Annotated in this window: 14 protein-coding genes and 10 pseudogenes; 11 read left to right on the forward strand and 13 right to left on the reverse strand. The window is 59.9% G+C overall.

Annotation, left to right across the window (positions count from 1 at the left end):
* The first annotated feature begins 553 nt into the window (after nt 1-553).
* Complete coding sequence (locus NLM31_RS06600) at nt 554-3,088, forward strand: Ulp1 family isopeptidase (protein ID WP_254128539.1); 2,535 nt, start codon at nt 554-556, stop codon at nt 3,086-3,088.
* 58 nt (nt 3,089-3,146) lie between these two features.
* Here the strand turns inward: NLM31_RS06600 and NLM31_RS06605 are convergent.
* Nucleotides 3,147-3,299: pseudogene (locus tag NLM31_RS06605) on the reverse strand (IS5/IS1182 family transposase); the annotation flags it as partial.
* Nucleotides 3,300-3,323: 24 nt separating this feature from the next.
* On the opposite strand from NLM31_RS06605, the pseudogene NLM31_RS06610 reads away from it, so the two are divergent.
* Nucleotides 3,324-3,452, forward strand: a pseudogene (locus NLM31_RS06610) (IS256 family transposase); the annotation flags it as partial.
* Between the two features lie 297 nt (nt 3,453-3,749).
* Here NLM31_RS06610 and NLM31_RS06615 read toward each other — a convergent pair.
* The 3 genes from NLM31_RS06615 to NLM31_RS43300 form a co-directional block, all read right to left on the reverse strand.
* The gene (locus NLM31_RS06615; protein WP_254128540.1) at nt 3,750-3,926 is read right to left on the reverse strand and encodes a hypothetical protein; all 177 of its coding nucleotides are present in this window, start codon (nt 3,924-3,926) and stop codon (nt 3,750-3,752) included.
* Nucleotides 3,927-3,970: 44 nt separating this feature from the next.
* A complete protein-coding gene (locus tag NLM31_RS06620; RefSeq protein ID WP_254128541.1) occupies nt 3,971-4,255 on the reverse strand; it encodes a DUF3892 domain-containing protein in 285 nt (94 codons plus the stop codon).
* Between the two features lie 1,281 nt (nt 4,256-5,536).
* Nucleotides 5,537-5,803: a hypothetical protein gene (locus tag NLM31_RS43300; protein WP_256561096.1), complete on the reverse strand. Its 267-nt coding sequence runs from the start codon at nt 5,801-5,803 to the stop codon at nt 5,537-5,539.
* 239 nt (nt 5,804-6,042) lie between these two features.
* On the opposite strand from NLM31_RS43300, the pseudogene istA reads away from it, so the two are divergent.
* Nucleotides 6,043-6,810: pseudogene (gene istA / locus NLM31_RS06630) on the forward strand (IS21 family transposase); the annotation flags it as partial.
* Nucleotides 6,811-6,834: 24 nt separating this feature from the next.
* On the opposite strand, the gene NLM31_RS06635 reads toward istA, so the two are convergent.
* The 3 genes from NLM31_RS06635 to NLM31_RS06645 all read right to left on the reverse strand — a co-directional run bounded on the left by NLM31_RS06635 (nt 6,835) and on the right by NLM31_RS06645 (nt 10,287).
* Nucleotides 6,835-8,907, reverse strand: coding sequence for a recombinase family protein (locus tag NLM31_RS06635; protein ID WP_254191822.1), 2,073 nt, complete (start codon nt 8,905-8,907; stop codon nt 6,835-6,837).
* 333 nt (nt 8,908-9,240) lie between these two features.
* Nucleotides 9,241-9,765, reverse strand: a complete 525-nt coding sequence (locus NLM31_RS06640; RefSeq protein ID WP_254128543.1) for a helix-turn-helix domain-containing protein — start codon at nt 9,763-9,765, stop codon at nt 9,241-9,243.
* 198 nt (nt 9,766-9,963) lie between these two features.
* Complete coding sequence (locus NLM31_RS06645; protein ID WP_256561097.1) at nt 9,964-10,287, reverse strand: DUF5372 family protein; 324 nt, start codon at nt 10,285-10,287, stop codon at nt 9,964-9,966.
* Between NLM31_RS06645 and NLM31_RS06650 the strand changes: the two are divergent.
* Together NLM31_RS06650 and istB are read left to right on the forward strand one after the other, a co-directional pair.
* Nucleotides 10,281-11,057 (forward strand): annotated as a pseudogene (locus NLM31_RS06650) (IS21 family transposase); the annotation flags it as partial. The gene NLM31_RS06645 and the pseudogene NLM31_RS06650 sit on opposite strands and share 7 nt — an antisense overlap.
* A 16-nt stretch (nt 11,058-11,073) precedes the next feature.
* Nucleotides 11,074-11,712: pseudogene (istB, locus tag NLM31_RS06655) on the forward strand (IS21-like element helper ATPase IstB); the annotation flags it as partial.
* Between the two features lie 6 nt (nt 11,713-11,718).
* Here the strand turns inward: istB and NLM31_RS43140 are convergent.
* Both NLM31_RS43140 and NLM31_RS06665 read right to left on the reverse strand, forming a co-directional pair.
* Nucleotides 11,719-13,821: a recombinase family protein gene (locus NLM31_RS43140; protein WP_309143672.1), complete on the reverse strand. Its 2,103-nt coding sequence runs from the start codon at nt 13,819-13,821 to the stop codon at nt 11,719-11,721.
* Nucleotides 13,815-14,297, reverse strand: a complete 483-nt coding sequence (locus NLM31_RS06665) for a Y4bD/Y4pK family protein (RefSeq protein ID WP_254128545.1) — start codon at nt 14,295-14,297, stop codon at nt 13,815-13,817. Before NLM31_RS06665 ends, NLM31_RS43140 begins: the two co-directional genes overlap by 7 nt.
* A gap of 29 nt (nt 14,298-14,326) precedes the next feature.
* On the opposite strand from NLM31_RS06665, the pseudogene NLM31_RS06670 reads away from it, so the two are divergent.
* Nucleotides 14,327-14,464, forward strand: a pseudogene (locus tag NLM31_RS06670) (ATP-binding protein); the annotation flags it as partial.
* 305 nt (nt 14,465-14,769) lie between these two features.
* Here the strand turns inward: NLM31_RS06670 and NLM31_RS06675 are convergent.
* Complete coding sequence (locus tag NLM31_RS06675; RefSeq protein WP_254128546.1) at nt 14,770-15,519, reverse strand: sulfotransferase; 750 nt, start codon at nt 15,517-15,519, stop codon at nt 14,770-14,772.
* Nucleotides 15,520-16,762: 1,243 nt separating this feature from the next.
* Here NLM31_RS06675 and NLM31_RS06680 point away from each other — a divergent pair.
* Both NLM31_RS06680 and NLM31_RS06685 read left to right on the forward strand, forming a co-directional pair.
* Nucleotides 16,763-17,479, forward strand: coding sequence for a GNAT family N-acetyltransferase (locus tag NLM31_RS06680; RefSeq protein WP_309143673.1), 717 nt, complete (start codon nt 16,763-16,765; stop codon nt 17,477-17,479).
* 194 nt (nt 17,480-17,673) lie between these two features.
* Nucleotides 17,674-18,397, forward strand: a pseudogene (locus tag NLM31_RS06685) (DDE-type integrase/transposase/recombinase); the annotation flags it as partial.
* A 33-nt stretch (nt 18,398-18,430) separates the two neighbouring features.
* Here NLM31_RS06685 and NLM31_RS06690 read toward each other — a convergent pair.
* A pseudogene (locus NLM31_RS06690) lies at nt 18,431-19,695 on the reverse strand (IS256 family transposase).
* 98 nt (nt 19,696-19,793) lie between these two features.
* Between NLM31_RS06690 and NLM31_RS06695 the strand changes: the two are divergent.
* Both NLM31_RS06695 and NLM31_RS06700 read left to right on the forward strand, forming a co-directional pair.
* Nucleotides 19,794-20,036, forward strand: a pseudogene (locus tag NLM31_RS06695) (integrase core domain-containing protein); the annotation flags it as partial.
* A 1-nt stretch (nt 20,037) separates the two neighbouring features.
* Nucleotides 20,038-20,226, forward strand: a complete 189-nt coding sequence (locus NLM31_RS06700; protein ID WP_375143531.1) for a transposase — start codon at nt 20,038-20,040, stop codon at nt 20,224-20,226.
* A 62-nt stretch (nt 20,227-20,288) separates the two neighbouring features.
* On the opposite strand, the gene NLM31_RS06705 is transcribed toward NLM31_RS06700, so the two are convergent.
* On the reverse strand, nt 20,289-20,753 hold the full coding sequence (locus NLM31_RS06705; protein WP_254191823.1) for a hypothetical protein: 465 nt from the start codon (nt 20,751-20,753) through the stop codon (nt 20,289-20,291).
* A gap of 17 nt (nt 20,754-20,770) precedes the next feature.
* A complete protein-coding gene (locus NLM31_RS06710; RefSeq protein ID WP_254191824.1) occupies nt 20,771-21,592 on the reverse strand; it encodes a hypothetical protein in 822 nt (273 codons plus the stop codon).
* Nucleotides 21,593-22,387: 795 nt separating this feature from the next.
* Here NLM31_RS06710 and NLM31_RS06720 point away from each other — a divergent pair.
* A pseudogene (locus NLM31_RS06720) lies at nt 22,388-23,608 on the forward strand (transposase family protein); the annotation flags it as partial.
* Nucleotides 23,609-24,439 lie beyond the last annotated feature (831 nt).

The raw sequence follows: 24,439 nt of genomic DNA on the forward strand, positions 1-24,439 counted from the left end.
TGGTGTGGAACCGAGCTATAACGATCGGAATCATTGGATGCGTTGGTACGCTGAGCAGCATGAGCTGCAGCGTGCGCGGCAAGAGTCGGACAATTTGTCTGTGGATCAAGCTGGCTTTGAGCAGCAGTTGAGCGAGCTGCAACGCCGCGCATGTGAGGAGAGCTCCGCCGAGCTGAGTTCACCCGACACTCGAGCCGCGGAGGGGCATGGAAGTATCCAGCGTACTGTCGACGGTGGTTCGATACGGACGCCGTCCCAATCCAACTTGCAAGACTACGGATTCAGCAGGACGCGCCACAGCGTAGACCTGCCGCGAGCTCACCTTCGTGGTTCGGCTGTGGAGGGATCGCGCTCTGATCTGCGTGAGAGGCTATTCAGCAGCACGCGCTATACGGCACCGTCGGAACCGGAGGTTGTCGCGCGGACGAGGGATAAGAGGAGTGGAGGGCTGTGGTCGCGTGTTAAGTCGGGGCTCGGCAAGGCCTTCGGGCGGAGCCGTCGCGAAAAGTTCTCCGGCGGCTCGGGCCCCGACGCGATGTCTTCAGAGCTTCGGATGGATTTCGTCAAGCGTGGTCGCTCCGCCGGCGAGGACATGCATCCGGAAGACGAGCGCTGCATTGGGCAGTTCGTGGAAGCAGTCCGAGGGTACGAAATTCTACCTGACGGTAGCCTCGGCCGAGGGGACGGAAGGGTTCCCGAGCCCACCCTCACGGACAATCAGGGCGTTCTTACCGCGTTTGCTCGTTGGCTTCGAGCACAGAACAGGGATCCGATGGCTTCTCGGTTGTTTAACGATCCCGAGTCATTAGCCGCTGATATCGAGGATTACAGGGCAAGCGGGGGCGACCATCGTGAGCGTCTCAAGTCGGCACTGTCTCATCTGCGGAGACTCTCGCCTGATGGGCAAGAACTCCACGCCGTCGGCCCCGGGCCCCGCCTGATGGGACGCTTCAAAAATCATCCTTATCCCGACGACACCCGCATTATCGATGCCGTTGTCAATGAAGCTCTGAGCAACGCTGGACCCGACCCGACTCCAGAGCAAAAAAGCCGCGTCTCAACGATGGCCACCAAGCAACGTAGGTTTAGTGATTGGCTCCAAAGGGAGGCTAGGGGCAGCATAGTGAGCCGAATCAGCGGAACTGAACAGCAGCAACTGTCGTTGAGAGCAGATCAAACAGACTTCTACAAAGCCACAAGACAGACCGTCAGTCTCGATCAGATTCGGAAGTACCGAGGCCTGGGCACCGGGGTCCGAAAACTGGATCCGTATGCGGACGACGCCCGCATCATCGATGCCGTGGTCAAGGAAGAGCTGAGCAAACTCGAATCCGACTTGCCCGCCCAGAGAAGACGTGCCGTGGATACTGCCAGCGGGCGACGCAGGTTCAGTGATTGGCTCAAAGCGGGAGATAGGGGGAGCATAGTGAGCCGTCTCATTGGCAGCGATCAGCAGCGACAGTCGTTGAAACTAGACGTGAAGGACTTTGCCGAGACCGAGGGAAAACCCGTCCTGCGTCTGGATCAGCTTCGGCAGTACCTAGGCGCCGAGTCCGCATCGAAATCGGCCCCTTTTGATCCTTATCCAGACGACGCTCGCCTTATCGAGGGCCTGGCTCACCAAGAGCTAACCAAGCTCGGAATGGATTCGACTAGACAGAGATATAACGCCCTGAAAATTGCCAGCAAGCAACGCAAATTTAGTGATTGGCTCCGCCAAGGCGGTAGGGAAAGCATAGCAAGCCGAGTCAACGGCAGCGATGTGCAGAAATGGTCGTTGAAAGTAGACTACCGGGACTTCGTCGAAGCAGTCGGACAATGCTCAGTGAGCCTCGATAGGCTTGGGCAGTACCTACAAGTCGTCGAGGCGAACGCGGCGCTCGGGTTGTCTCCTGAGCAGACAGGTGGGGAGCCGCCGCCTGCCGGGACGAGTTCAATCTGGTCGCCACGATTGCGATCCGACTTTGAGGCCAGTGAGCGGCCAACGCGGGAAGGTTCGTCAGGACAGGCCGGTCGGCAGGAAAGTGCCGGGTCGAGCTCAGCCTGGTCACCGCGAGTGCCGTCCGACTTTGATGCGAGTATGTGGCCAAGTCCGGAAGGTCCATCAGCCCGGTCATCAGAAGTATATGGCGGTCTTGACTCTCTGGTTGATTTGCCGTCCACAGCGCACGAGACGCCGGACGATGCGTATTATCCGCCGGAGCCGAACCGCGCCGCCAGATCGCCGTTCATGATGGGGCCATCAGGCGCATCTCAGTTGCTAGAAGATATCGGCTATCTCGTCGGCGAGGATTGGCAGCACGGGTCTCAGCCGGTGTCGGACCTCCTGATCGATGTACTCGATAACAAAATGCTCATGCCTAGTTCGCACAGCGTTCCAAAGTCGGTCTCTATCAACGGTGAAACCTACTCGATCGAGTTGGGACGAGGGCGCCGCGATGCTTACTTCGTCCATCATCCTCGCCAATCCTCGGCTTCGGATGCCCACGTACGAGCTTCGGTAGGCTCGCTCGTGCTCGGTCCTAGGCAATGGCTGCGCGACCAGCATATCCTGAGGGATTATAGGCTGCTGGAGCAGGAGTTGCAGAGAGACAATCCGAATCTCGCTGCTCGCACGCGGCTCGTGGATCCCCTGATAGCCTTTCAGCTGGGCCACGCCGTCGACAGCGACGCGCTAGCCGCATTCCAGCGCATTGTCGTTGATCGTAACGGTAATGATTCTGCTGACTTCCTGTTCTTGCCAGTAAACGATGCCAGCGCTACGGACCTTAATCGCCGGGGCACCCATTGGTCGCTGCTGCTGGTTGACCGTCGCGATCGCGAAGGCCCGGTTGCCTATCACTACGACTCCTCCGGGGGACACAATGATCAACCTGCCGCATGGCTAGCAGCACGGCTGGGTGCCAACCTGCAAGACGCCAGCATGCGTCAGCAGAGGAACGATTATGATTGCGGCGTCTTCGTAGTGGATGGCACGCGGACGCTGGTTGGGCGATTGGCGGGAACACGGCAAGCAGACCTGCGGAACCTCGACAATCTCGTCGTCGATCGGCAAGCGCTGCTAACCCGTATATCTCACGAAGTTTAAGCGCATCGGGGCAGCGAATCAGGGAAAGTTGTTTTGCGAAAACGACTTCCACTTGATTCTAGGTCGTGTTGACGGTTCTAATCCAGAGCATCGCTGCGGCGATGCTTAGCATCGATAGGTAAGCTCTGGCAGTCTTTTCGTAGCGGGTAGAGACGCGACGGAACTGTTTGATGCGATTGACACAGCGCTCGACGAGGTTGCGATGCCTGTAGGCCTCAGATCATATTTGATCTGGCTCATCGGCGCGATCTTGCTCGAGCAGAACGATGAGTGGGCTGTCCAGCGCGCCCGCTACATGAGGCTGGAAACCATCACGCCGTTGAGCGATGATCCGACCGTCAACCTACAGGCAATCGCCAGCTGACCAGCTCGGCTCACGCCGGCGAACGCGGTGACCCGCCGCCAGCTACACCACGCCGTGGGACACGATCCCATGCGCACGGCAAATTGGGTGCCGACTAACGTCGCCGCTAACTTTCTACTGGTGGCTGGAACAAATCGAAATTACCAACGGGACAAAGCTTCGCTGGCGAACGCAGGCGTTCGGAGCGGATAAAATGCACCAACCAGATCGACCCACGTGGTCTTACACAGCCCGACGCAGCAACCTACTGCGGCTGCTCCGAGGCCGCGTTCGACGCATGGGTCAGGAAGGGTATAATCATCCCCGTGGCGGCGCACTCTCCGCCGTGCAGCCCATCACTTGCCTGACCGCTTGCACCGCATCCGCGGCGAGCGCGGCCGCGTCGAAGTGAACATAAAGGCTGCGCCGCAAAGCGACGTAAGCAGCCTCCGTTTTAAGAATGCTTGCCCGTACTTCGAGGAGGCCGGCTTTCATTTGAATGACTGCTCCCAGGCGCGATTAGCTGAGCTGACGCGATGTCACGGACAGTTAGCGAGCAGAAGAAGATTGTTGGGTTGAATGTCGTCCGCCGCTGTCTTGATGTACCTGTGTCCCTCGTGCGTGGCCCACACGACATCAACCCTGCGGCCGTTTTCTTCGACATAGAACTTCCATTCGTCGCTCTCGATATCTTTGATAGCCTGATCGATGGATCGCTTCCACTGCGTCCCGTTGGGGTTTACTCCCCCAACATGTGTGATTCTTTCGTGAGGGTTCTTTCCTTCCGTCTTGTTGACGCAGCGAATGCGCGCGCGTTTAGCCATTCTAGTCTCTCCTAAATCTGCAAGTCCTGAACGATCAGCATAGACCAATGGTTGGATTAGGCGGCCACCAGTCCAGGGAGGTGCCTTGCAGTCCTTCTCCGCGATACAATTTGGCGGCAGCCCGCGGATTGCGCGCCACCCCAAGCACCGGGGGGATGTGGTTAGCCTTGCTAATCCAAGGGCGACGGCTGGCCACCGAATTTTTTCGGCGCGTGGTGGGACAGCGCTTTCAAGGGGCCACTAGGCGAGCGCCGAGTCATCGCCGCTGACTTCGCTGGCAGCGGGCGTGGTAGGGACAGTCGGGTTCTCACCACCAAAGGGGCCGGGTCACCTCCGCGCAGCCTCGTAACTGCGCATGCGCCACAGAGCGGAGCAACTACAATGCCGAATTTTGTCGTCTCGTACCATCTGAAGGAGACCAGACCGGAGCCTCGACCACAAGAGCTGCCCCACGCACGATGAGCGGAAAGCATTCGGTCCAGCCCGTTGCGATATCCACCATTGTTACCGTCTGAATGAACGCGGCGGACACGGCGTGCTGTCGATGGCTGTCGAGAACCGCGTAAATCTGGCGACATCGGACGCGGGCAGAGCATCCGGGCGGTCTAAGTCGTCGAACTGATGGTGGCCGACGACGGCTGGGCTGGCCGCTGCTGTCAAGGCCGCCAGCCGCCGAAGGCGGTGGCCGCAGGCCAGCCTTGACAGCAGCGACCGGCTCAGCCCTCCTCCCTCCGAGGGTTGATGGCTCTCGATGCGAGAGGTTCTTGAGCGGACCGCGGTGCGGATGTTGCAAAACGCAGCGACAACACGAGAACGCACAGCGTGCCGCGCGGAATGCTCTGATGACATCTGCAGGTTATTTTTTGTGCTCCCGTTGCCGCGTTCAGGTTCTCGTCTGCCGCCGATGCGATCGCGGTCAGATTTACTGCTTCGGGGCCTGCGCACAGGAAGCAAGGCGTGAGCGGCGTAGGGAGCCCTGGCGGCGTTATCAGGCAACTGACCGTGGCTGGGCTATGCACGCCGAGCGGAACCGCCGGTATCGCGCTCGATGGCGATGCGTGACGGACCATGGTCCTTTGGTGACCAGGTCAGAGCGCCGGTTGCCCACAGTCAACACTGCTTCGAGCGATCCACCTCGCGGCAGCGCACCTTGCCTCGGACTCTGTCATCGTTGTTCGCGATCGGCGTCGCCGCTTGTGCGCCTCTCGGCCCTGCCGCGTCGCCATGTTGGTCGCCGCCGGCGCCGTTTTGGCCACCCACCTTGACGGCAACCCACTCGGCTCACCGGGGGGCTGCAATGCCCCTACGCGCCTCACCGAGACTGCGCCGTTTAAGCGCCGTCCTCGCAGCCGCTAACACCCGTTCTTGTCGCCATCTTTGCGTGCTTTTGCATAGCCATCGATACGCCATGCCGACCGCTGGGAAGCGCGTTCCGACGACGAAATCGATGGTGATCGTCAGCAACTTCCTGCCCGCATCGAAATCGACGCCCTTCACGTACCACGGCTTGGCAATGCCAAGCGCCGCCTCGAAGATTTGGTTTTGCACGTCCGCGCCTTCCCCCGCCCAGGCCACCTGCGCCAAGTATCGCAAGACGGCGCTCAGCCCTCAAGCTGCATGTTTCGCGCGATCGTGAGCACGGATTTCAGGGGATCGTGAGCAGAGATTTCAGACGATCGTGAGCACGGATTTCGCGGGATCGTGAGCAGCTTTTCAGTGGCTCAGCCCGCTTCGGCCGACAACTCAACCGGCTTAGGAACTGCCTCGTCAGTGAACGAGGAAGGCCGATGCCCACCCAGAGATTGTCGATGCGCCGGATCAAAGAGGTTCTCCGCTTAAAACATGTTCAAGGCTTGCCGGAGCGAGCCATCGCGCGCACCCTGGGCATCAGCAACGGTGCCGTGCACAGCTATCTGCGCCGGGCCCGGGCTGCCGGGCTGAACTGGCCGTTGCCGGCCGGAATGACCGATGAAGACGTGGAGCTGCTGCTTTTTCCTGCGCCGAAGCTGGCGTCGCAGAGCCCCCAGAGGACCGTTCCCGACTGGGGCTATGTCGACAAGGAGTTGCGCCGGCGCAACGTGACCCGCCGGCTGCTGTGGGACGAGTATCGCGCCACCCATCCCGATGGCTTCGGCTACACATGGTTCTGCACGACCTACGAGGTCTGGAAGGGGCGAGCCCGACCTTCGATGCGGCAGACCCATTTGGGCGGCGAGAAGGTTTTCGTGGATTTCGCCGGCGACACCGTCGACGTCATCGACCCCTCAAGTGGGGAAGTGCAGTCGATGAAGCTGTTCGTCGCGGCGATGGGTGCGTCCAATTATATCTACGCCGAGGCCTGCCCAAGCGAGGGGCTCGTCGACTGGATCCGGGTCCACATCAACCTTTTCGCCTTCCTCGGCGGCGCGCCGACATTCGTGGTCTGCGACAATCTCAAGGCCGCCGTCACCAATCCCGACCGCCACGATCCTGGCCTCAACCGAACCTATGCCGAGATGGCGAGCCATTACGGCACGGCCATTCTCGCAGCCCGGCCGCGGCGCCCAAAAGATAAGGGCTCAGACTCATATTGCACCTCGTCAGTTACGTGAGGATGAAGTTACAGGATCGATCTGGTAATCGCGCTTGTGAGCGAACTTCGTCGGCAGGTCCTCTGGCGGAATCTCATAGAGGAAGTCGCCGCGATCGTTGACCGGATGTGCGCGTAGCAGGCCACGTCGGCGCCACATGTGGACGGTTGAGACCACAACGTTGTAGCGAGCCGCGACGTCCTGCGGAGTCAGCAGTCCCTGCGCGAGCAGGCGTGTATGCCGATCGATGAGGTGGTAGCTATGGCGAAGCCGCCCGATCCGCGCAGCTGTCCAAGGAGTGGTCACGACGGTCCGCACGCCTCGCTCGTTGAGCAGATCGGCGATCTCTTTGTCCGTGTAGGTATCGATGAGGTGGTCGATCTCCTCGATCACGGCGGCATCTGTCGTACGCAACTCGACACACGACTTCGGCAGCGGCAGATCCAGTGAGCGCGTCGCGCCGCCGACGAAGCGGATATCCACGTGGATCGTATCACCCTTGCTGAGCGCCACGTCCTCGATCAGCAGGCGAAGCATGCGCTTCTTGTCTTTCATCTGCGTACACGGATTGCGCCAGAGGCGGGGGAAGTCGGTGGCGAGAGCCATCAGCGCGGTACGCTCGGCATCGGTCACGACGCTTACATCGGCGGCCGAGGCTTTGTTGTATGCTTCCTGTGCAGCGGCGAGCGCACGAAGCTTCGTATTCCAGTCGGCTTCCAGGGCATCGGCCACCAGCCGGTTGTCGGGATCGACCTTGAGGAAGCGGCGCTGCGCGAGTTCTGCATCATACTTCGCTCGCTCCACGTGCTGACGGCGCAACCGATCTGCTTCCTCCTGACGGCTGGCGAGCTCCTGTTGCACGCTGAGAGCGACGTCGACCGCCAGCGGCGTCATTGCCTCGATCAGGATGTCGCTGATCGCAGCATCGAGTGCGCTGCCATGCACCGTCTGACACAGACCGATCTCGCCGCGGTGCATCGGGCGCCGGCCACACCAGTAGGTCGGCACTTGTTGGTTGTGGTGAGAGTGATAACGCACCGACATACGCTCGCCGCAGCTCCCGCAGATCACAAGACCTTGCAGCAAGGCCGTCCCCTCGCGCGCCGGGCCCCGATGCTGCTCGGTGCTCCAGGCCAGCGCATTACCCTTCACACGGTCCAGGTTCGATCGGTACTCCTCCCAGCTGATATAGCCCGGATGGATGTCGCGCAGCAGGATCCACTCCTCGCTTGGAACTTGCCGCGAAGAGTACTTTCCGCTCGGCAGACGACGGTGTTTGGTACGACCGAACACGAAGGCGCCGGCATAGCGCGGATTATGGATGATCTGCCGAGCGCGACAGTGCAGGAGCTCAGCCCACACGAGTTCGCCCTTGTGTGCGCCACTTCTCAAACGGCGCGGGAACAGCAGCTCCTTCGCGTGGAACTCCTTTACCACCGCCAAACAGGAGCCTGCGCGCCTGAAGGTGTCGAAGAACAGCCGCACGGCTGCCTGCACCTGGAGGTCCGGATCAAGGATAACACGCTCCTGTGTATCATGCACAAAGCCGACCGGGACCATCTGCTTCAGCTCGCCGCGGCGGGCGCGGCTGAGGATGCCGCCGCGAAGTCGCGCCTTGAGCACATGAAGTTCGGCTTCACTCATGGTTCCTTTTAAACCCAGGAGTAGACGGTCATTGAAGTGCGCCGGATCATACAGCCCGTCTTCATCCAGGATCAGTGTGTCAGCGAGTGCACACAGCTCGAGCAATCGATGCCAGTCGGTGTTGTTGCGCGCAAGGCGCGATACTTCAAGTCCGAGTACGATCCCGACACGGCCCAGGCCAACCTCGCTGACCAGACGCTGGAAGCCCTCGCGGTCGGCCGCGCTGGCGCCGGATTGCCCGAGATCGCTGTCGATGACCACGATCCGATCAAGCGGCCAACCGAGTGCGACGGCACGATCGCGCAGCGCATACTGGCGCTGCGTACTCTCGGTGTTCTCGAAGACCTGGCGCAGCGTCGACTGTCGCACGTACAGGAATGCCATGCGCGACAGATGCGTGGCCGTGATCTTCTGATTGGCCTCACTGTTCATTGGCATGATCGATATCCCTCCTTCGGTTCGGGTGTTCGACACAACGCGTCGAGAGAACCAGATTGGCCAGAAGCGCAGTCAGATCGCGATGCGGCACGCTGCCGAGCCACTGCGGCGCAGACCACGCGCTGGGAGGTTCAGCCGCCGGCATCTCCGCGGCGTTTGCGGTGCGCAGCACGCCTGACGCACGGATAACGCCCTCAAGTGCCCTGAGCCACCTGGGCATCCCTTCGCACAGCAGCAAGGCAAGACCGACGCCGCCGGGCTGACCTCTTGGACTCACCCCGCCGAGATCGGCTCGCGCGCCGATGACCTGTGAACGAAGCAGCTCGTAATGGGCTACGTACGGCGCGGGTTCGAGCGCTGCCGCTTCGGCGATCGGGAGCGTTTTTTTTCCTGCGGTTTCAGATACGGGAGCAGACGTCGCAGGATGCTGCGTGGATGGGCATAAATGCCGCAACGTTCGGCCAAGAGCTCGGCCAACTCTGCACCGCTTGGCATGCGTTCGGCCTCGCGCACCGCCTGCGCCAGCACGGCAAGGGCCTCCTCGGTAAGCTTGTGCGCACGCTTCGGCCCGCGTTTGCGTGGTAACAGGCCCGGCAGACCTTCGCGATTGAACAGCTCCCAGGTCACGTAGTAGACCGGCCGGGACAGTCCAAAGGCCTCTGCTGCATCCACCACGGCGCGCCCCTCCTTCTCGACGCTGCGTAGCATCTCGTACTTGACCTGGACCAGATCGTTCGGATCGAAGAATGCACTGCCGCGAAAGAGCGGATCGGTCACGGCCTGAGGGCGCGGGTGGGTGGCGCCCTGCGCCAGCAAGGCCTGTCGGCGCCGCGCCCGCTGACGTGAATCTGATGCCATCCGGCCTCCTTGAAGCACGAATCGCGTATGTGTCTTGATAAATAGATACAACATATGGACGGATATCAAGAAGATGGGATCGCAAAATCCACAATTGTCCTATCTTATCGCCGATTATTTGCTGGTCACCGTGTGTCGTCTCGCGCGCCACCGCCGATGCATGCACATATTTCCTAAGACACATTGTACATAATTTGCCTAACATGACGGTGGCTCCTCCTGCTGCCTCCGGCCCTCATCGATGAGCTTGCGCAGCTCACGCAGTCGATCGGCTCGGAAGAAGGCGCGACCAGCACCAACCGTGACTACGAGTTCGGGCTCGATAACGTCAGTCCATTCGACCGGAAGCGTGCGCAGCCTCCCTTCGGGGCCTGCGTATGACACGCGGTCTCCGCCCCAGTTGTTGCGCACGGCGAGCAGCTCGAACGTCTGTCCTCGCAGCGGATGGAACGGATGGGTGACCGTAAAAACTTGCGCGCCATGCTCGTCACCGTATGCAATGCGCGCTCGACTCCAAGGCAAAGGTCGAAGTTGCGGTGCAAGTCGCCCAGCGATGGATTCTGGCTCGGCTGCGCAACCAACGCTTCTTTTCGTTGGCGGAGCTGAACGCGGCCATCAAAATACTCGTCGTCGAACTCAATGCAAGGCAGATGCGCGACTTTGGCGCCAGCCGCGCCGAACTGTTCGCCGAGCTCGACAAGCCCAAGCTCACAAAGCTGCCGGACCAGGCTTACGCTTTCGCGCGCTGGAAGCGATGCCGGGTCGGCCCCGACTATCATATCGAGATCGACGGACACTGGTATTCCACGCCGTATCGGCTCATCCGTGAGCTTGTCGATGCGCGCATCGACGATGGGACGGTCGAGATCTTCCACAGCGGCCGCAGGATCGCCAGCCACGCCCGCGCGCCCAACCGGCGGGGCCACACCACCGTCACCGACCACATGCCCAGCGCCCATCGCCGCTACGGCCAATGGACGCCCGCCAGAGTGATCGCCGCCGGCGAGCGGATCGGTCCGTCGACCGCCGCCTTCTTCCAGACCGTGATCGCGGCCCGGCCGCACCCGGAGCAAGGCTTTCGCACCTGCCTCGGCATTCTGTCGCTCGTCAAAAGCTACGGTGCCGAGCGCGTCGACGCAGCCTGCCGGCGCGGCATTCTGATCAAGGCGCGATCCGTCGCCTCGATCCGCTCGATCCTCCAGAACGGCCTGGATCGCACCTTTCTCGACGAGTCCTCCGAACACCAACCCCTGCGCCACGGCAACATCCGCGGTCGGGATTATTTCCACTGAAGCCAAGGAGACCTGTATGCTCAACCATCCTACCCATGAACGCCTGATCGAGCTCGGCTTGAGCGGCATGGCCAAGGCCTTCGAAGAGCAGCGACGATCGCCTGATCTCGAAGCCTTGCCGTTCGAAGATCGCATCGGCCTAATGGTCGACCGGGAAGCCGCGGAACGCGACACCAGGCGGCTCACCACGCGCCTCAAGCTGGCCTCGCTCCGCCAGAATGCGTGCGTGGAGGACGTCGATTTGCGCACGCCGCGGGGCATCGACCGGGCCGTCTTCGCCAAGCTCGTCAGCGGCGACTGGATCAATCGCCACGAGAATTTGCTCATAACCGGGGCGACCGGATTGGGCAAAAGTTGGTTAGCCTGTGCCCTCGGCCACAAAGCCTGCCGCGACAATCGCTCGGTTCTCTACCATCGCGTCCCAAGGTTGTTCGAAGCGTTGGGGCTCGCGCGGGGCGATGGACGTTATGCTCGCTTGCTCAAAACACTGGGCCGCGCCCAGGTCCTGATTCTCGACGATTGGGGATTGTCAGTGCTCACTGCGGCCGAGCGGCGCGATCTACTGGAAATCCTTGACGATCGCCATGGCCGCGCCTCCACCATCGTAACCAGCCAACTCCCTGTGGAAACATGGCACGAAGTTATTGGAGAGCCGATGACTTCATGATGCCTCCTTCTTCGAACGCTTGGTGCGTCGTACCCGCTTGCGAAGCTGACCGATTTGGTCGTCCGAGAGCTCGATCTGCCATGGCTGGCCTTTGGTTAGCTGACGACCTGCCAGCAATCCCCGCGCGAGATAATCGAACACCGTCTGCGGGGTCACTCCAAGCTCAGCCGCGGCGCCCTGAATCGAGAAGCTGCCGTCGGGCCACCGCATCGGATTCTTATCCACGCCGTTGATTTTGATGGTGGGAATGCCCCAGCGGGTACGCAACAGCCAGACATTCTCGCCTTTGAAGGCGCAGCCTCGGGCCGCGACGAAGCCTTCCTGATTGAGTGTTGCCGCGATCTCGCCATCCATTTTGTGTTCAGCATTCAACTCGACGATCCGTCGCCGCAATCGATCAAGGTCGATGTAATCGCGGTAGGTCTGAACGCGCCGTTGCACGTGATGCTCGCTGGTTGCACCGGTCTGCCAGACGATCTTGAGCCAAACCTGACCTCGGGTCTGCTTCTGATCAAGAACGACTTCGCGGATGACAAATCGCAGAATGCGCTTGCGATCGGCTGCCGACGTGGTGGCCGCGTTCCAAATCCGTGGCAAGTTCTCGCCGAGCGCTTGTAGCCCTGCGCATTCCGCTGGGCCAATCAGAAGCGGCTCTTGCGCGCGCCAACGCGCATGCTCCTGCTCGACCGTCTCGACGAGACGCAACTTCTCTTCCCAAACCCGCTCAAGGGAGCGTGCGACAAGACGGTTCTCGGGCTCGACGGCGTCATACTGACGCCGAGCGCGCTCGGCCTCGTAGCGGGCGCGCTCGACGCGAAGCGCCCACTGGCGCTCGAGCTGATGGTTCTCCTGCTCCAGTTGGCCCGCGGCGGCGAGTGCGATCTCAATCTGATCCGGCACCAGCGCATCGAGGACCACCCGCTCAACCAGCGCGTCAACCGCCAAGGCCCGGACTTCCTGGCACATTGCACTGCCTTGCTGGTCCCGATCCGAGCGGCAGCAATAGACCGGATAATCGGCATTCGGGCCCGTGTAGCGCATGCTCATGCGCCGTCCACAACGACCGCAGATCGCAATCCCTTGTAACAGGGCTGCCCCCTTGCGCGGTACGCCAGAATGTCCTGCCTCATAGCGGCAGACGTTATCTGCCAGTCGCCCCTGGTTGGCCATGAACTCCTCCCAGCTGATATAGCCTGGGTGAGCGGCATGGAGGCAAACCGCCCAATCTGCGATCGCCACCTTGACCGTTCCCGTCAGCGATCCCGGCCGGCATCGGCTCGGATCTTTTTGCCGGCGGCCATAAACATACGCCCCAGCATAGGCCGGATTTTGAAGGATGCTAAGGACGCGTGCACTATCTGGCAAACGCCAAACGATCTCATGTGGAGATGGTCCAAGCAGCGGTCGAGCCGGTAACGACAATCCATTCCTGTCCAAGTAACGCATCACACGGCGAGCGCTTTGCAGTTCTCGAAATTTGGCAAACACGAGATAAAGACGGGCCTGCACCTCCTCATCGGGATTGAGAATAATCTTGCCCGCTCGATCGTAGGCGAGCCCGGCTGGCAGAGGCAGCCGCAGTTCGCCCCGCGCCGCCTTCTGGCGCTCCCCTTGGTGAAGGCGCATCCGAAGCTGATGCAGCTCCGCCTCGCTCATGATGCCGGACAAGCCCAACAACAGGCGGTCGTGGTAGGCGCGCGGATCGTAAAGCCGCTCACCATCCGCAATGAGCACGCCGAATACCGAGCACAGTTCGAGAAGCTGATGCCAGTCCCGATTATTACGAGCCAAGCGAGAAGCGTCGAGACTCACCACAAGGCCGGCGTTGCCAAGGCTGATCTCGGCGATGAGCTTCTGGAAACCATGACGATCCACACCGCCAGCACCGGATTTGCCCAGATCCTCGTCAATGACCTGGACGCGCTCCGGCGGCCAGCCCAGACCGATGGCGCGATCGACAAGGTGGTACTGCAGCTCGGTGCTCTTCTGATGCTGGCGCACCTGGTTCACGGATGACTGCCGCACGTAGACATAGGCCAACTTGGCTCGGTGTGCGGTCGTGAGCCGCTCGTCAGCGATGTTCGAGCTGATCAGCACGACCCAGTTCCCTTCCGGGTGTGCCGGGGATCGCTTGCATTCGCCGCATCAGCACGGCGATCGCTTGAGCAATCTGGGTTTGCGTCGCGGTCGACAGATTCGGCCAGAGGCGCGGAATGTCGGCCGTCGGACGGCCGGGTGGATTTGCCAATGTTGGCAGCGGTCGATACGCAGCGCGACCTGGAAGCGGTCGGCGGGTCATCGCGAATCACCTTCTCGTCGAGAAGGCCCAGACTCGCGCTCAAATATTGCATCAATGGGATCAGCGTACGCACACTGATGCGCGGCAGATCGGCCGCGTTCGGGCGTGAAGACGTCTCAGCAAGGTCCGTCGACGCGATCCGAACTCCTCGCCGTCGTCCGTCCGGCAGCACAACAATAACGTAGGCGGGACCACGTCCCGACCGCTCCTTCAGCACCTCAAGCCGTTGTCCGAACAGAAAATGATGCGGGTCGGTGATCGTGACGTGAGACACGACCCGTTCAAGAATAGGGGCACTCTGCCGTGTTCGGCGATCCCACGCTCGCCGACGCGATTCTGGATCGCCTCGTCCACAACGCTCACCGCCTCCAGCTTGCCGGCGAAAGCATGCGAAAACGCAACGCCAAAACCATCACCCTTGACGAGCAACCAGAACGCTGACCCTATCACCGCCTCGGCCGGAGCGAGCTGCTCACGATCCCCTGAAATCGCCGCTCACGATCAGCGAAATATGCACTCAAGCACGCTTCGCGCCGCTGTGCGGTGGCCTGCGGCCATGCTTGACCGCCAATCGCCGCCTTGCACTGGCAGAAGGCAGGTCGGGACAAAGCGATGGTCTCTTCGGCCGAACAAAGCGATGCCACAATGTCGGTCGCAAGGAGGCCATAGACGTCAATGCACCCACCCGTTCTTCAAAAGAGGCAGTAAATTAAATTACGCCGACGCTCGCCGCTACTGACCGCGAATCAGGCTTCACCAACCTCAAAGAACCGTTCGTAAGGTCCGTCGGCGAAGTGCCGCCGCAGCTCATGAAAGTTCTGCACGGTTTGGTCTAGTGGTCGCGTTTCTTGGCGCTGAAGCATGGCGCTACCAGACAACTGAAGCGCTGGGACCCCCAGGAATGCCCAAACCGTTGCCAGGCAGGCGCTTGGTTGATGGTGTAGCCTTTCATACTCGATCACGAGCATACTGGTCGATGCGAAGGACTGAGCAACACGGGCATGGAAATCGTCGGCGGCCTTGAAATAGGCCTCGCAGTCGGCGATTGACAATGTAATGCGCGGTGGCGGTGCGGCCTCGCCGTCAGAACTGAATCTCAGCCATTGGCCGCTCTGCCTTGCTTGCACCAGCGATCGAAGCGATTCCATAGTGTTTCTCCGAAGCACGAGGATGACCTTCAGGCGTGGCCAACGAACCAGCTCGGCAAAAACACCGGGACGATCGTGAAACTGCGGTTCGTTGATCTTGCACCCAACATGCGTCAGCTCAGGCTTATCGCTTCGCGTCGGATAGCGCAGATACGCAAGCTCGAGAAGCTCGCGCTCGCTCCGCAACAAACGATCCTTATCGTGCCAATTCGTATCAGATGTATTGAGCAGCTCACCGTTGCTCAACACGTTCGGATGCTCATTCAGCAACTCTTCAAGATAGTGGGTGCCAGTCCTCGGCAATGCCAGGATTACAAATGGCTCGGGCGGCGATGTAGGGCGGGTCATTGCATCTTCCTTAGATAAATTGCTTGCAACAACTCGAGATCGCATCAACGACGATAACGTTAGCAGGCTCATGGTGGTCCCTGCGTTTCGCAGTAGCGGGCTCGCATCTGGATGCGTTCGGATGTCTCATGGTGTGATTTGGCGATCGCATAACTTTCTAGATCATTTGTCGAGTAGCCATGGATGGTTTGCGGTATAGGGGCTGATGACACAAAAAGTCGGCCACACCAGATGTTTGGCCGGCACATCTAAAACAACCACCCGGTGTAAAAAGCAGACTAGTGCCGTCGTCAAACGTCAGATAGAGACTGCAGCATCTGCCGGTGTCAGCGCGCTCATTGGGCGCGCTAGAGACGGAGGTCTCGAAGCGAGCGTTGTTCTTAGAGCTTGAGCGACGATCGATATCCATCCGGCTATGCTCGAATTAAATTTCAACAAACTGACGTTCTCTACCCTCATTTCGTGGGATTGGTAAAATCGGTTATATGGATGTGGGCACATCCAGTTTGCGGATAAATAACCTAGCGCTGCGCACACCGGAGGTGCCATCGGTTTGCGACCTTGTCGCCTATGGCAGCCATGATCCGTGCCGGTTTGCTCGCCTTTAGGAGGGCGACGATCGCGTCAGGCTTAGTCCGTTCGAAATACTGACCTGCCACCAAAATGTCATCCAGCAGCGGTTATGCCGCCCCTGGAGGCTCCGCCATAGCCAGCACGACGCCGATAAAGGATCAGGATAGCTAATTCTTGACCAAGCACCACTTATGCCGAAAATATCTGTGCTCGAACATTCAAAATGTCTGTGCTCGAACATTCAAAGGATAGCCTCACCGAGGCCCGCAGTTGGCACACGTTTTGAACGAGAGACCCCAGCTAGAACAGCTCACTGGAGTCCGGATGTTATCACATCAGGCCATTGCCGATCTATGGCCTCAACGTGCGAGGCTTGCTAACTGCCCGGCGACAAAATCGGGAACACGATTCAGGCGCAGCTGTCCTACCGAGCGTAGACCCGCGAGTTCCTCTCATCGCAAACTAGAAAAAGTCCCTGTGTCGCTCGCTACGCGCGGCGGTTGCAGGCTGCCGACGCTCGACGCGGACAAGCCAGCCTACTTTAGGAAGGGGGCGATGACGCTCCTAGACCCAGGAAGCACCTAAGCTCGCCAAGAAGATACAGAAGGTTAACCCGCTGACGAGCTTGGTCCCTGAGGATCGTTAACGCGACCGTCTGAGAAAAAAGAGCTTGAAACGGAAACTGGATGAAGTCGACGAAACCTCCATTGGTGCGCTCTTCTGCGCACGTTCAAAAGGACTTGTCGTCGGTTCTAGCTTTGCAACTCAGACGCCCAGATTGAGACTTGGAACAGACATCATGACAGCGGAGACGGACATCAAATCTGCGCACGCAAAAATGCAGGCGACCACCGTCTGGACATTGGTGCTCGGCTTTGCCGCGGACCCGTTGGCTCGATGGAGCTGGCCTGCTCCAGACCAATATCTTACGAGCATGCCTCAGTTCGTTGAGGCCTGCGGCGGACGAGCATTCGAACATGGCACGGCATACGTGACGGGAGGGGGGCACGCCGCGGCGCTCTGGCTGCCGCCCGGCGTGCAGCAAAATGAGGTGGCACTCGACGCAATTATGGCTCACTCCCTACGTCCGGAGATCAGCGAAGATATGGCACAGCTTCGGCTTGGAATGACCGAACATCATCCACCCGAGCCACATTGGTATCTGCCTCTCATTGCTACCGATCCGAACTGGGTCGGGCAGGGGCTTGGCACATTGCTGATGAAACACGCTCTCAGGCGATGTGATTCGGAGGGCACTGCCGCCTATCTCGAAAGCTCAAATCCGGAAAACATTCCCTTTTACCAGCGCCACGGCTTCAAGGTCATTGGTGAGATACAGCATGGTGATTCGCCGCGACTAACGCCAATGTTGCGAACAGCCCATTGAGCGGAATCCGGCGAAGAGAAGTTTCGCATGCTCCAGTCCGCTTTATCTTGGAGTGGCCTCTTTACTGGCCGCCGAGATCCGCATGCTGCGCAACAGTGGGGCTCGGTGACACCGTTTCACTTTCTTGCTTTTGTTTTTGACTGCGGGATTCTAGATAGCGCGGTAGCGCTGTCCATCAAATCCACAGGCCCCCGATGTTTCGCGTGAAGATGCGCCTTGGTTGGATCAGGCTTTACGAGGCAACGGGCGATGCCGGTCTCGTCTGTCGACGCTGCGGCATTTCGCGCTGACCTTGCGCAAATGGTTGCGCCGGTTCCAGGAAGCCGGCGAGGTTGGGCTGGTCGAGCGCAACCGCCGGCCGCCGCGCCAGGCGAAGGAGAAAGTCTTCGAGCCCGAGGAGTCGTTGATCCTGTCGCTGTGGCGCGAACGCAAGCTCGAAATCAAGCAGTTGCGCAACGAACTGATCCGCTGCCACGACGTTGCGCTCTCATTCGACACGCTGCATCGTGTGTTGTGTCGCCACGGTGAGCAGGTACTGAAGCGCCCGCGCCGCAAGAAGACCACAAAGCGCTACACGCGGCCGGTTCCTGGCGACCGGATGCAGGTGGACGTCTGCAAGATCGCGCCGGGCGTTTACCAGTATACGGCAATTGACGATTGATCCCGCTACAAGGTGCTGGGCGTTTATCGCCGAAGCACAGCGGACAACACGCTGGACTTCCTGGAGCGCCTCATTGAGGAGACGCCGTTTCCGATTCAGCGCATCTAGACCGATCGCGCTGCGAGTTCTTTGCCGAGGCTGTGCAGCAAACGCTGATGGACTGGGCGATAAAGTTCCGTTCCATAAAGCCGCGCTCACCGTATCTGAATGGCAAAGTCGAACGGACTCAAGGGGCAGACCTCGAAGAGTTTTGGTCAGAGCTAAGGCTGATTCTGGGTGACGCGGCCTGATCAGGCGGCGTGGCTTTCAGTGGTCGGAGTGACCTCGATGCCGTCGTTAAACTTTACACCGGCGATGACCTTCGGCAACTGATTTGTTCCTTTCAGTCGGCGCCATGTCTTCGATGCGGCGTCGATCAACTTGAACACCATCAGCTTCGCGGTTTTCGGCGAGAGCGATCCTTTCGTTCGCACCGTCCGGTGCCGCACCGTGGCGAACACGCTCTCGATCGGATTCGAGGTGCGCAGATGAGCCCAATGCTCGGCAGGGAAGTCGAAGAACGCGAGCAGCGCCTCACGATCCTTGATCAAGCACTCGACCGCAGGCCCGTATTTGGCACGGTATTTCTCGACGAAGGTGTCGATCGCGGTTTCGGCTTTCGCCCGGCTCGGCGCCAGATAGACGTTCCGCAGGTCGTTCTTCATTGCGCCCTGCACGGATTTGGCGACCTTGTCGAGCACGTTGCTGACTTTGTGGCACCAGCACCGCTGGTGTCGCGTGCCAGGGAAGACCTCGTCGAGAGCCTTCCAGAACCCCAGAGCGCCGTCACCGATCGCCACTTCAGGAGCGATCCGCAGGCCGCGCTGCTTCACATCGATCAAGAGCTCACGCCAGCTCTGGGCGCTCTCGCGGGCGCCCACCTGGAAGCCGACCAATTCCTTGCGGCCCTCCGGCGTCGCGCCGACCAGCACCAGGATACATTCGCTGTGATCCTCCATCCGGGCCTGCAAATAAACCCCATCGGCCCACAGATAGACGTAGCGCCGCGCCGACAGGTCACGTCGCTGCCAACGCTCGTACTCGGCCTGCCAGTCGGCCGTCAGGCGTGCAATCACCGACGGTGACAGGTTCGGCGCGTCTTTGCCAAGCAGCGCCGACAGCGCGTCCTGGAAGTCGCCGGTCGAGATGCCGCGCAGGTAGAGCACCGGCAGCAGGGCATCCAGGCTCTTGGTCCGCCGCGCCCACAGCGGCAGGATCGCCGAGCTGAAGGGATCCGATTGGCCCCGCAGCCGCTGCGGTCCCGAACCTTCGGCCGGGCGACCTCCACGGGGCCGATGCCGGTCTGAATTTGTCGCGCCGGTCCATAGCCGTGCCGCACCAGCCGAGCCCGGCCGTCGGGCAGTGTCAGCTCGGACGTGCTGGCCAGAAACGTATCGACCTCGATCTCGACCGCCCTGGCAAGCAGCTCGCGCGCCCCAGCGCGCAGGATATCGGTCAGTGGATCGTCAACCGTGAAGGGCTGACGAAAAGCAAAAATGTTGGTAGTCTCGGTCATGGCGTATCGCTCTCCTTGAGAGGTTTCTGGCAGGCTGGACACCCGCCTCGATACGCCGCCTCTCTCAACCCGTCATCACCCAGTTTCGGCCATAGCTCTTTTGGTCAACGGTCGATCCGAAGGCCGCCGACATCGAGGATCGGATTGCCGAATGGCAACATCATTGGAATCGGCGCCGCCCGCATACCGCACTCGGCGGTGGCACGCCTATCGATCGCGCCTGCGACCTGTCGGACGTCACCCCGTTCACAGGCCGGGTGGAATCCCGCATCGACCCTACAAAAGAGCGGATCAGAATCCCAGACTATCGCTTTGATCAGGCGTTCGCTGCGCCGAAATGATGTGACCAGACCCTACACATCATGCTTGGTCGATCGGCGATCCCATGCCCACGTCGAACATTCGGTGGCGACGCTGGTGGGGCAACGGATATTCGCCATCGCTCTCGGCTACGAGGACCTCAACGACCATGAGACGCTGCGCCACGATCCGTTGATGGAGAAAACTCAGGAGCCCGCCGACCCGCGTTGAGGCAACGCCACGTGCCAGACCGAGAACGTCCCCCTTGAGGCTCCACAGTTGGTCGCAACCCATTAAACAGCGGGTAGCTCGACCGCACCATCACGGCTTGTAAGACTGATCCCCGCAACGGCTAGCGCACGCGTAAACTCCTCGTGAGGATAGTAATAGTGCTGGAACTGCTCAAAACTATCGAGGCGCTTCAGTAGAGCATTTGCACTGATCTTTTCGTTGCCGAATTCACCGTGCATATTGTCGATTATAGTTTGGCGTATTTTGGGCTCTACATTCCGCAATGCGTTAACCAAGTATCCTCCCGGTCCTGTTCTTACTTCTGTGGACGTATAAGCGCCTGCGACTTTTACCGCCTCGATATGAGACGCCATCGAAACACGACAGGTGGGGAATACCCAGACGTTTAGATCCGATAAGGCCAGGAGATAAAGTGCAGCGAAGAATGAGAAACATTCCTCTATGTCTAAGAGTTGCTCGGGACGATTATCTGTCTCAGGCGTTGTTATTTTATTCCAAGTGGGCATGCCGATAATCAACGGCCTCACGGGGCATACGTCGTGCAAAGATACCTTGCGTGGTGCACGGTCGCCAACACGTCAAACGCAACGTCTCTATTTAGACCGAGCATTGCTCCTACTGAAAGATTTAGACCAGCTCTGCCTGCTCGATCCTGACTCTGCAGCCTGAATAAGAAACCATTACCATTCTTCACAATACGGAAATCATCGTCGATTCCGTACGCCTTTGGCCCGCGCGAAATATGTTGATTATACACAGCCTCGTCGTATGTCTCTTGCCACATTATCATGCCGTCAGCGCCGCAGGCAGCTAGCGTCTGATATTGCGCTTCCGTAAGTGCCATTGTGCAAAACAAAAGCTGACGGGAACTAGTTGGAGGGACAAGCGATCTCAGCCTCCGCAGGAGAACTGGAAGAGCATCACGGACAAATCGAATGTCGTCGCCGCCCACTAGTTCGATATCCTCTATGCCCTTCTCAAGCAGATATCGAGCTTGAATATCAACGATTTCCTCATCAATAGTTAGACGGCCCATTTGCGTATTGTCGGCGCGCCAGCCGCAAAAATCGCAGTTGGATGCACATCGATTGGTGACCTCCACGGGAGACAGTGTGGTAACAGAGCGACCATACTTCCGCGCCCTGATACTGGCAGAACAGTCAAGAACCGCCGCCTTAATCTTCTCAAAATCGGGCGTGTTGATCGCGCCAATGAACTCAGTAAGCTCCGTAGGTAACAAAGGACGATGTTGCGCTTGGTCTAATATGTCAGCGGCTTCCTCGAGGGATATTCCGATAGCTGCACGGGACGTCGTGCGCAATTCATCAACTGGTACTTGGTACATCTCTTCATCTTATCCTTCGGTGTTTCCTTCGGTGTTGCCGTTTATTTTTATGGTATTTGACCTGAGCCCCCACAGTCTCCTGCCAAAAGTGATAGCTCCCTCCGTGGGGGCGGCGAAAGACCGAAAACGGAAGGCCGGCAAAACATGTTTGTGCGAGCGCGTTTGACGAGCTCGCTGCACGCGGTGAAACCTCGCTTGAAGAGCGAGGGCTGGTCTTCAACGTGCCGCAACACTCGGTGATGGCAGTGGCGATGGTGATGAGGCGGGTGTCATGGCGAAGGTCCAGCGGGCAGAGCAGCGCAGATTGCTCTCTTTACTCGATTCTCCTGATTGTTTTCTTGGGATGCGATTGATTGGATAGCGGTACGACGACTCCACCTGGTTTAGGGGGACGGGATGAGAGAGACTCGCGCTTGGATTGGACAATGCGAGAGACACTCATTCCATGCAACAAGATAGACATCAAGACAGGCATAGTGCGCGACTCCTATCGCGGATCGAAGTGATCACGGGGGAGAGGCGATGGCGCAGTTGGAGCGATGCGGGGATGGCGCGGATCGTCGTTGAGAGCGCCGAACCGGAGACGAGCATTTCCGAGGTGGCGCGGCGCAACGGGGGCAACTGTTAATCGGCGTTCAAATTTGGCTCTGACTCACTTTTGATGCAGTTTGAGAGATGTCTGGCGCTTTGGTTGGGGGAGAATCAGCGCCATGCAGCAAGCACTCCACCGCTCCAGTCTGGTGCGGCGTGGGTGTGTTGCAGAGGGTGCGCACTACGAAGGTGATAAGGCCGTTATTGCGGGTCCGGGCGTCCGGAAGCGTTGGTCTATGTCCATCGTGCGGTATAGTTTCTCGACGTGTTCATAACCGGTATCGGCGACGCGTGACCGATCTGCCGCTCGCAGGGCGGGTCGTAGAGCTCTTGGTGATCGCCCGCCGCTTCCGCTGCGACGCAGTCTTGTGCGGGCGCCAAATCTTCACTGAGCGTTTCGCCGACGAGGTTCTGGCGCCGTCGGCGCGAAGGACGGCGAGGTTGGACTCTATCGTCCATCATCGAGGTCTGGCGCCTGTGCCGACTGGCAGCGGTTTCGCAAAACGGCTAATGCTGCCGGTCAGCAAAGACACGCTCCTGCGCGTGGTGCGACGCCGCAGCCGTTCCCCCAGCTGACCCGCTCAGGGTCATCGGCATTGACGATTGGGCCTGGCGGCGCAATCACCGATACGCCAGCATCATCTGCAACCTGTATGAGGGCTATTTGCGGCGCGAGGAGACCAATGCAGCCATCCTGGCTCTGTCGAAGCACGGCCTACTATCAAGCAGATCGTGCGCCAGACTGGCCATAGCAGAGAGCTGGTACGGCGGGTGATCCGCGGTGAACGTAACGATGTCTTCCGGACCCGGCAAAGTTCGTTGGACTTGCATTTGCCGTGGCTCGACGATCAGTGGGCGTCCGGCTGTCGAAACGGGGCTGAACTTTGGCGCCGTTTAACGGCGCGCGGCTTCCGAGGCTTGCTCCGCGTCATCAGCGAGTGGGCGACCCGCAGACGACGGGCTGAAAGGGCCGACGCGCAAAATCTTCAGTGGATTCCGTCGGCCAGAACAATCGCGCGCCTCATGACAACCGGGCGGGATTTGCTCACGAAAGCAGAGACCGTACGGTCGCGGCGAGCTAGCGTACCAATCCTGGTTGACGCACGCGAGCTTATCGCCGAATTCCACTTGATGATCCGGCGCAAGGCTGAGGCGGGCCTTACCCCATGGATCGAGCGAGCTCGCGCTATTCTCGTTGCGTCCTTTGCCGGCGGCGTCACCAGGGATGAAGCGGCGGTTGGGGCAGCAATCGCTTCGCCCTGGTCCAACGGGCAGACTGAACGTCAGATCACGCGCCTCGAGCTGGTCGAACGTCAAATGTACGGTCGCGGCAAAATCGATCTGCTTCAAGCGAGATCAATCGCGCAGAATAATCGGATCTGCACCAAAACTGCGTCAGAGGGGTCAAATTTGGGAGGCGATTGACAGGCAAGATGGCGGCAAGCGGTCGGATTGGCGATGGCCGACGATGAGATTGAAGCGCTTGCAACTCTTTTCGCGGTCGAGAACCGAGCCATCGAGCCGGGTCGCGCGGGCGCAGATGCTGCTGGCCTATCGGGACATTCGGTCGGTCTGTGCCGTGGGGCGCAGACTTGGGGTCCATCACCGGACCGTCGAACGCTGCGTCGAGCGGGCGCTGCCCACGGGGGGCTGGCGGCCCTCGATGATCGGGCGCGGCTGGGCAAGGAGCCCACGATAGCGCCCGCGCGCCCCCGCATCAGCGGCCTTGCCGAAGCAAGAACACCTGATGCCGTCCGTGCCCTCGTCAAGGAAATGTATGCCCGTCTGGATCCGTCGCTTTGCTGTGCGATATCCGAGCCGTGCAGGAGAAGTTGGCCAGTCTAACCGCCGCCACAGCAAGCCATCTGACTGCGGCACAACCGATCAAACAGTTTTTGTCGAGCTTGCGAACAGCGTGGAAAGAAGGAGCGGTGCGACAGGCCAATTGCGGAGCCGAGGCGAGAGCGGCGACGCCCTGATCCGCTCGTCAAAGCTACCACAGCCGCGTGAATGGTTCGAGGCCGAGCCGTGGCGGCAGCAGCGTACTCCTGCGCAAACTTCAGCCAGAATGCCCCGGGGTCTACCCGAGCAAAGCATTCCGAACTCTTCAATGTCGTCCCAAATTGTGGCGCAGCGGGCAAGCAAGCGCACTATTGTTTAGCTGCCCGGAAAACGCAGCGCAAATTGACGTGATTGACATATTACTGGAAAGCCCGGCGCTGCTCATGACGGAGCGGCGGTGTGAAGTAGACCCGT

Source organism: Bradyrhizobium sp. CCGUVB4N, from assembly GCF_024199945.1.
Taxonomy (GTDB): domain Bacteria; phylum Pseudomonadota; class Alphaproteobacteria; order Rhizobiales; family Xanthobacteraceae; genus Bradyrhizobium.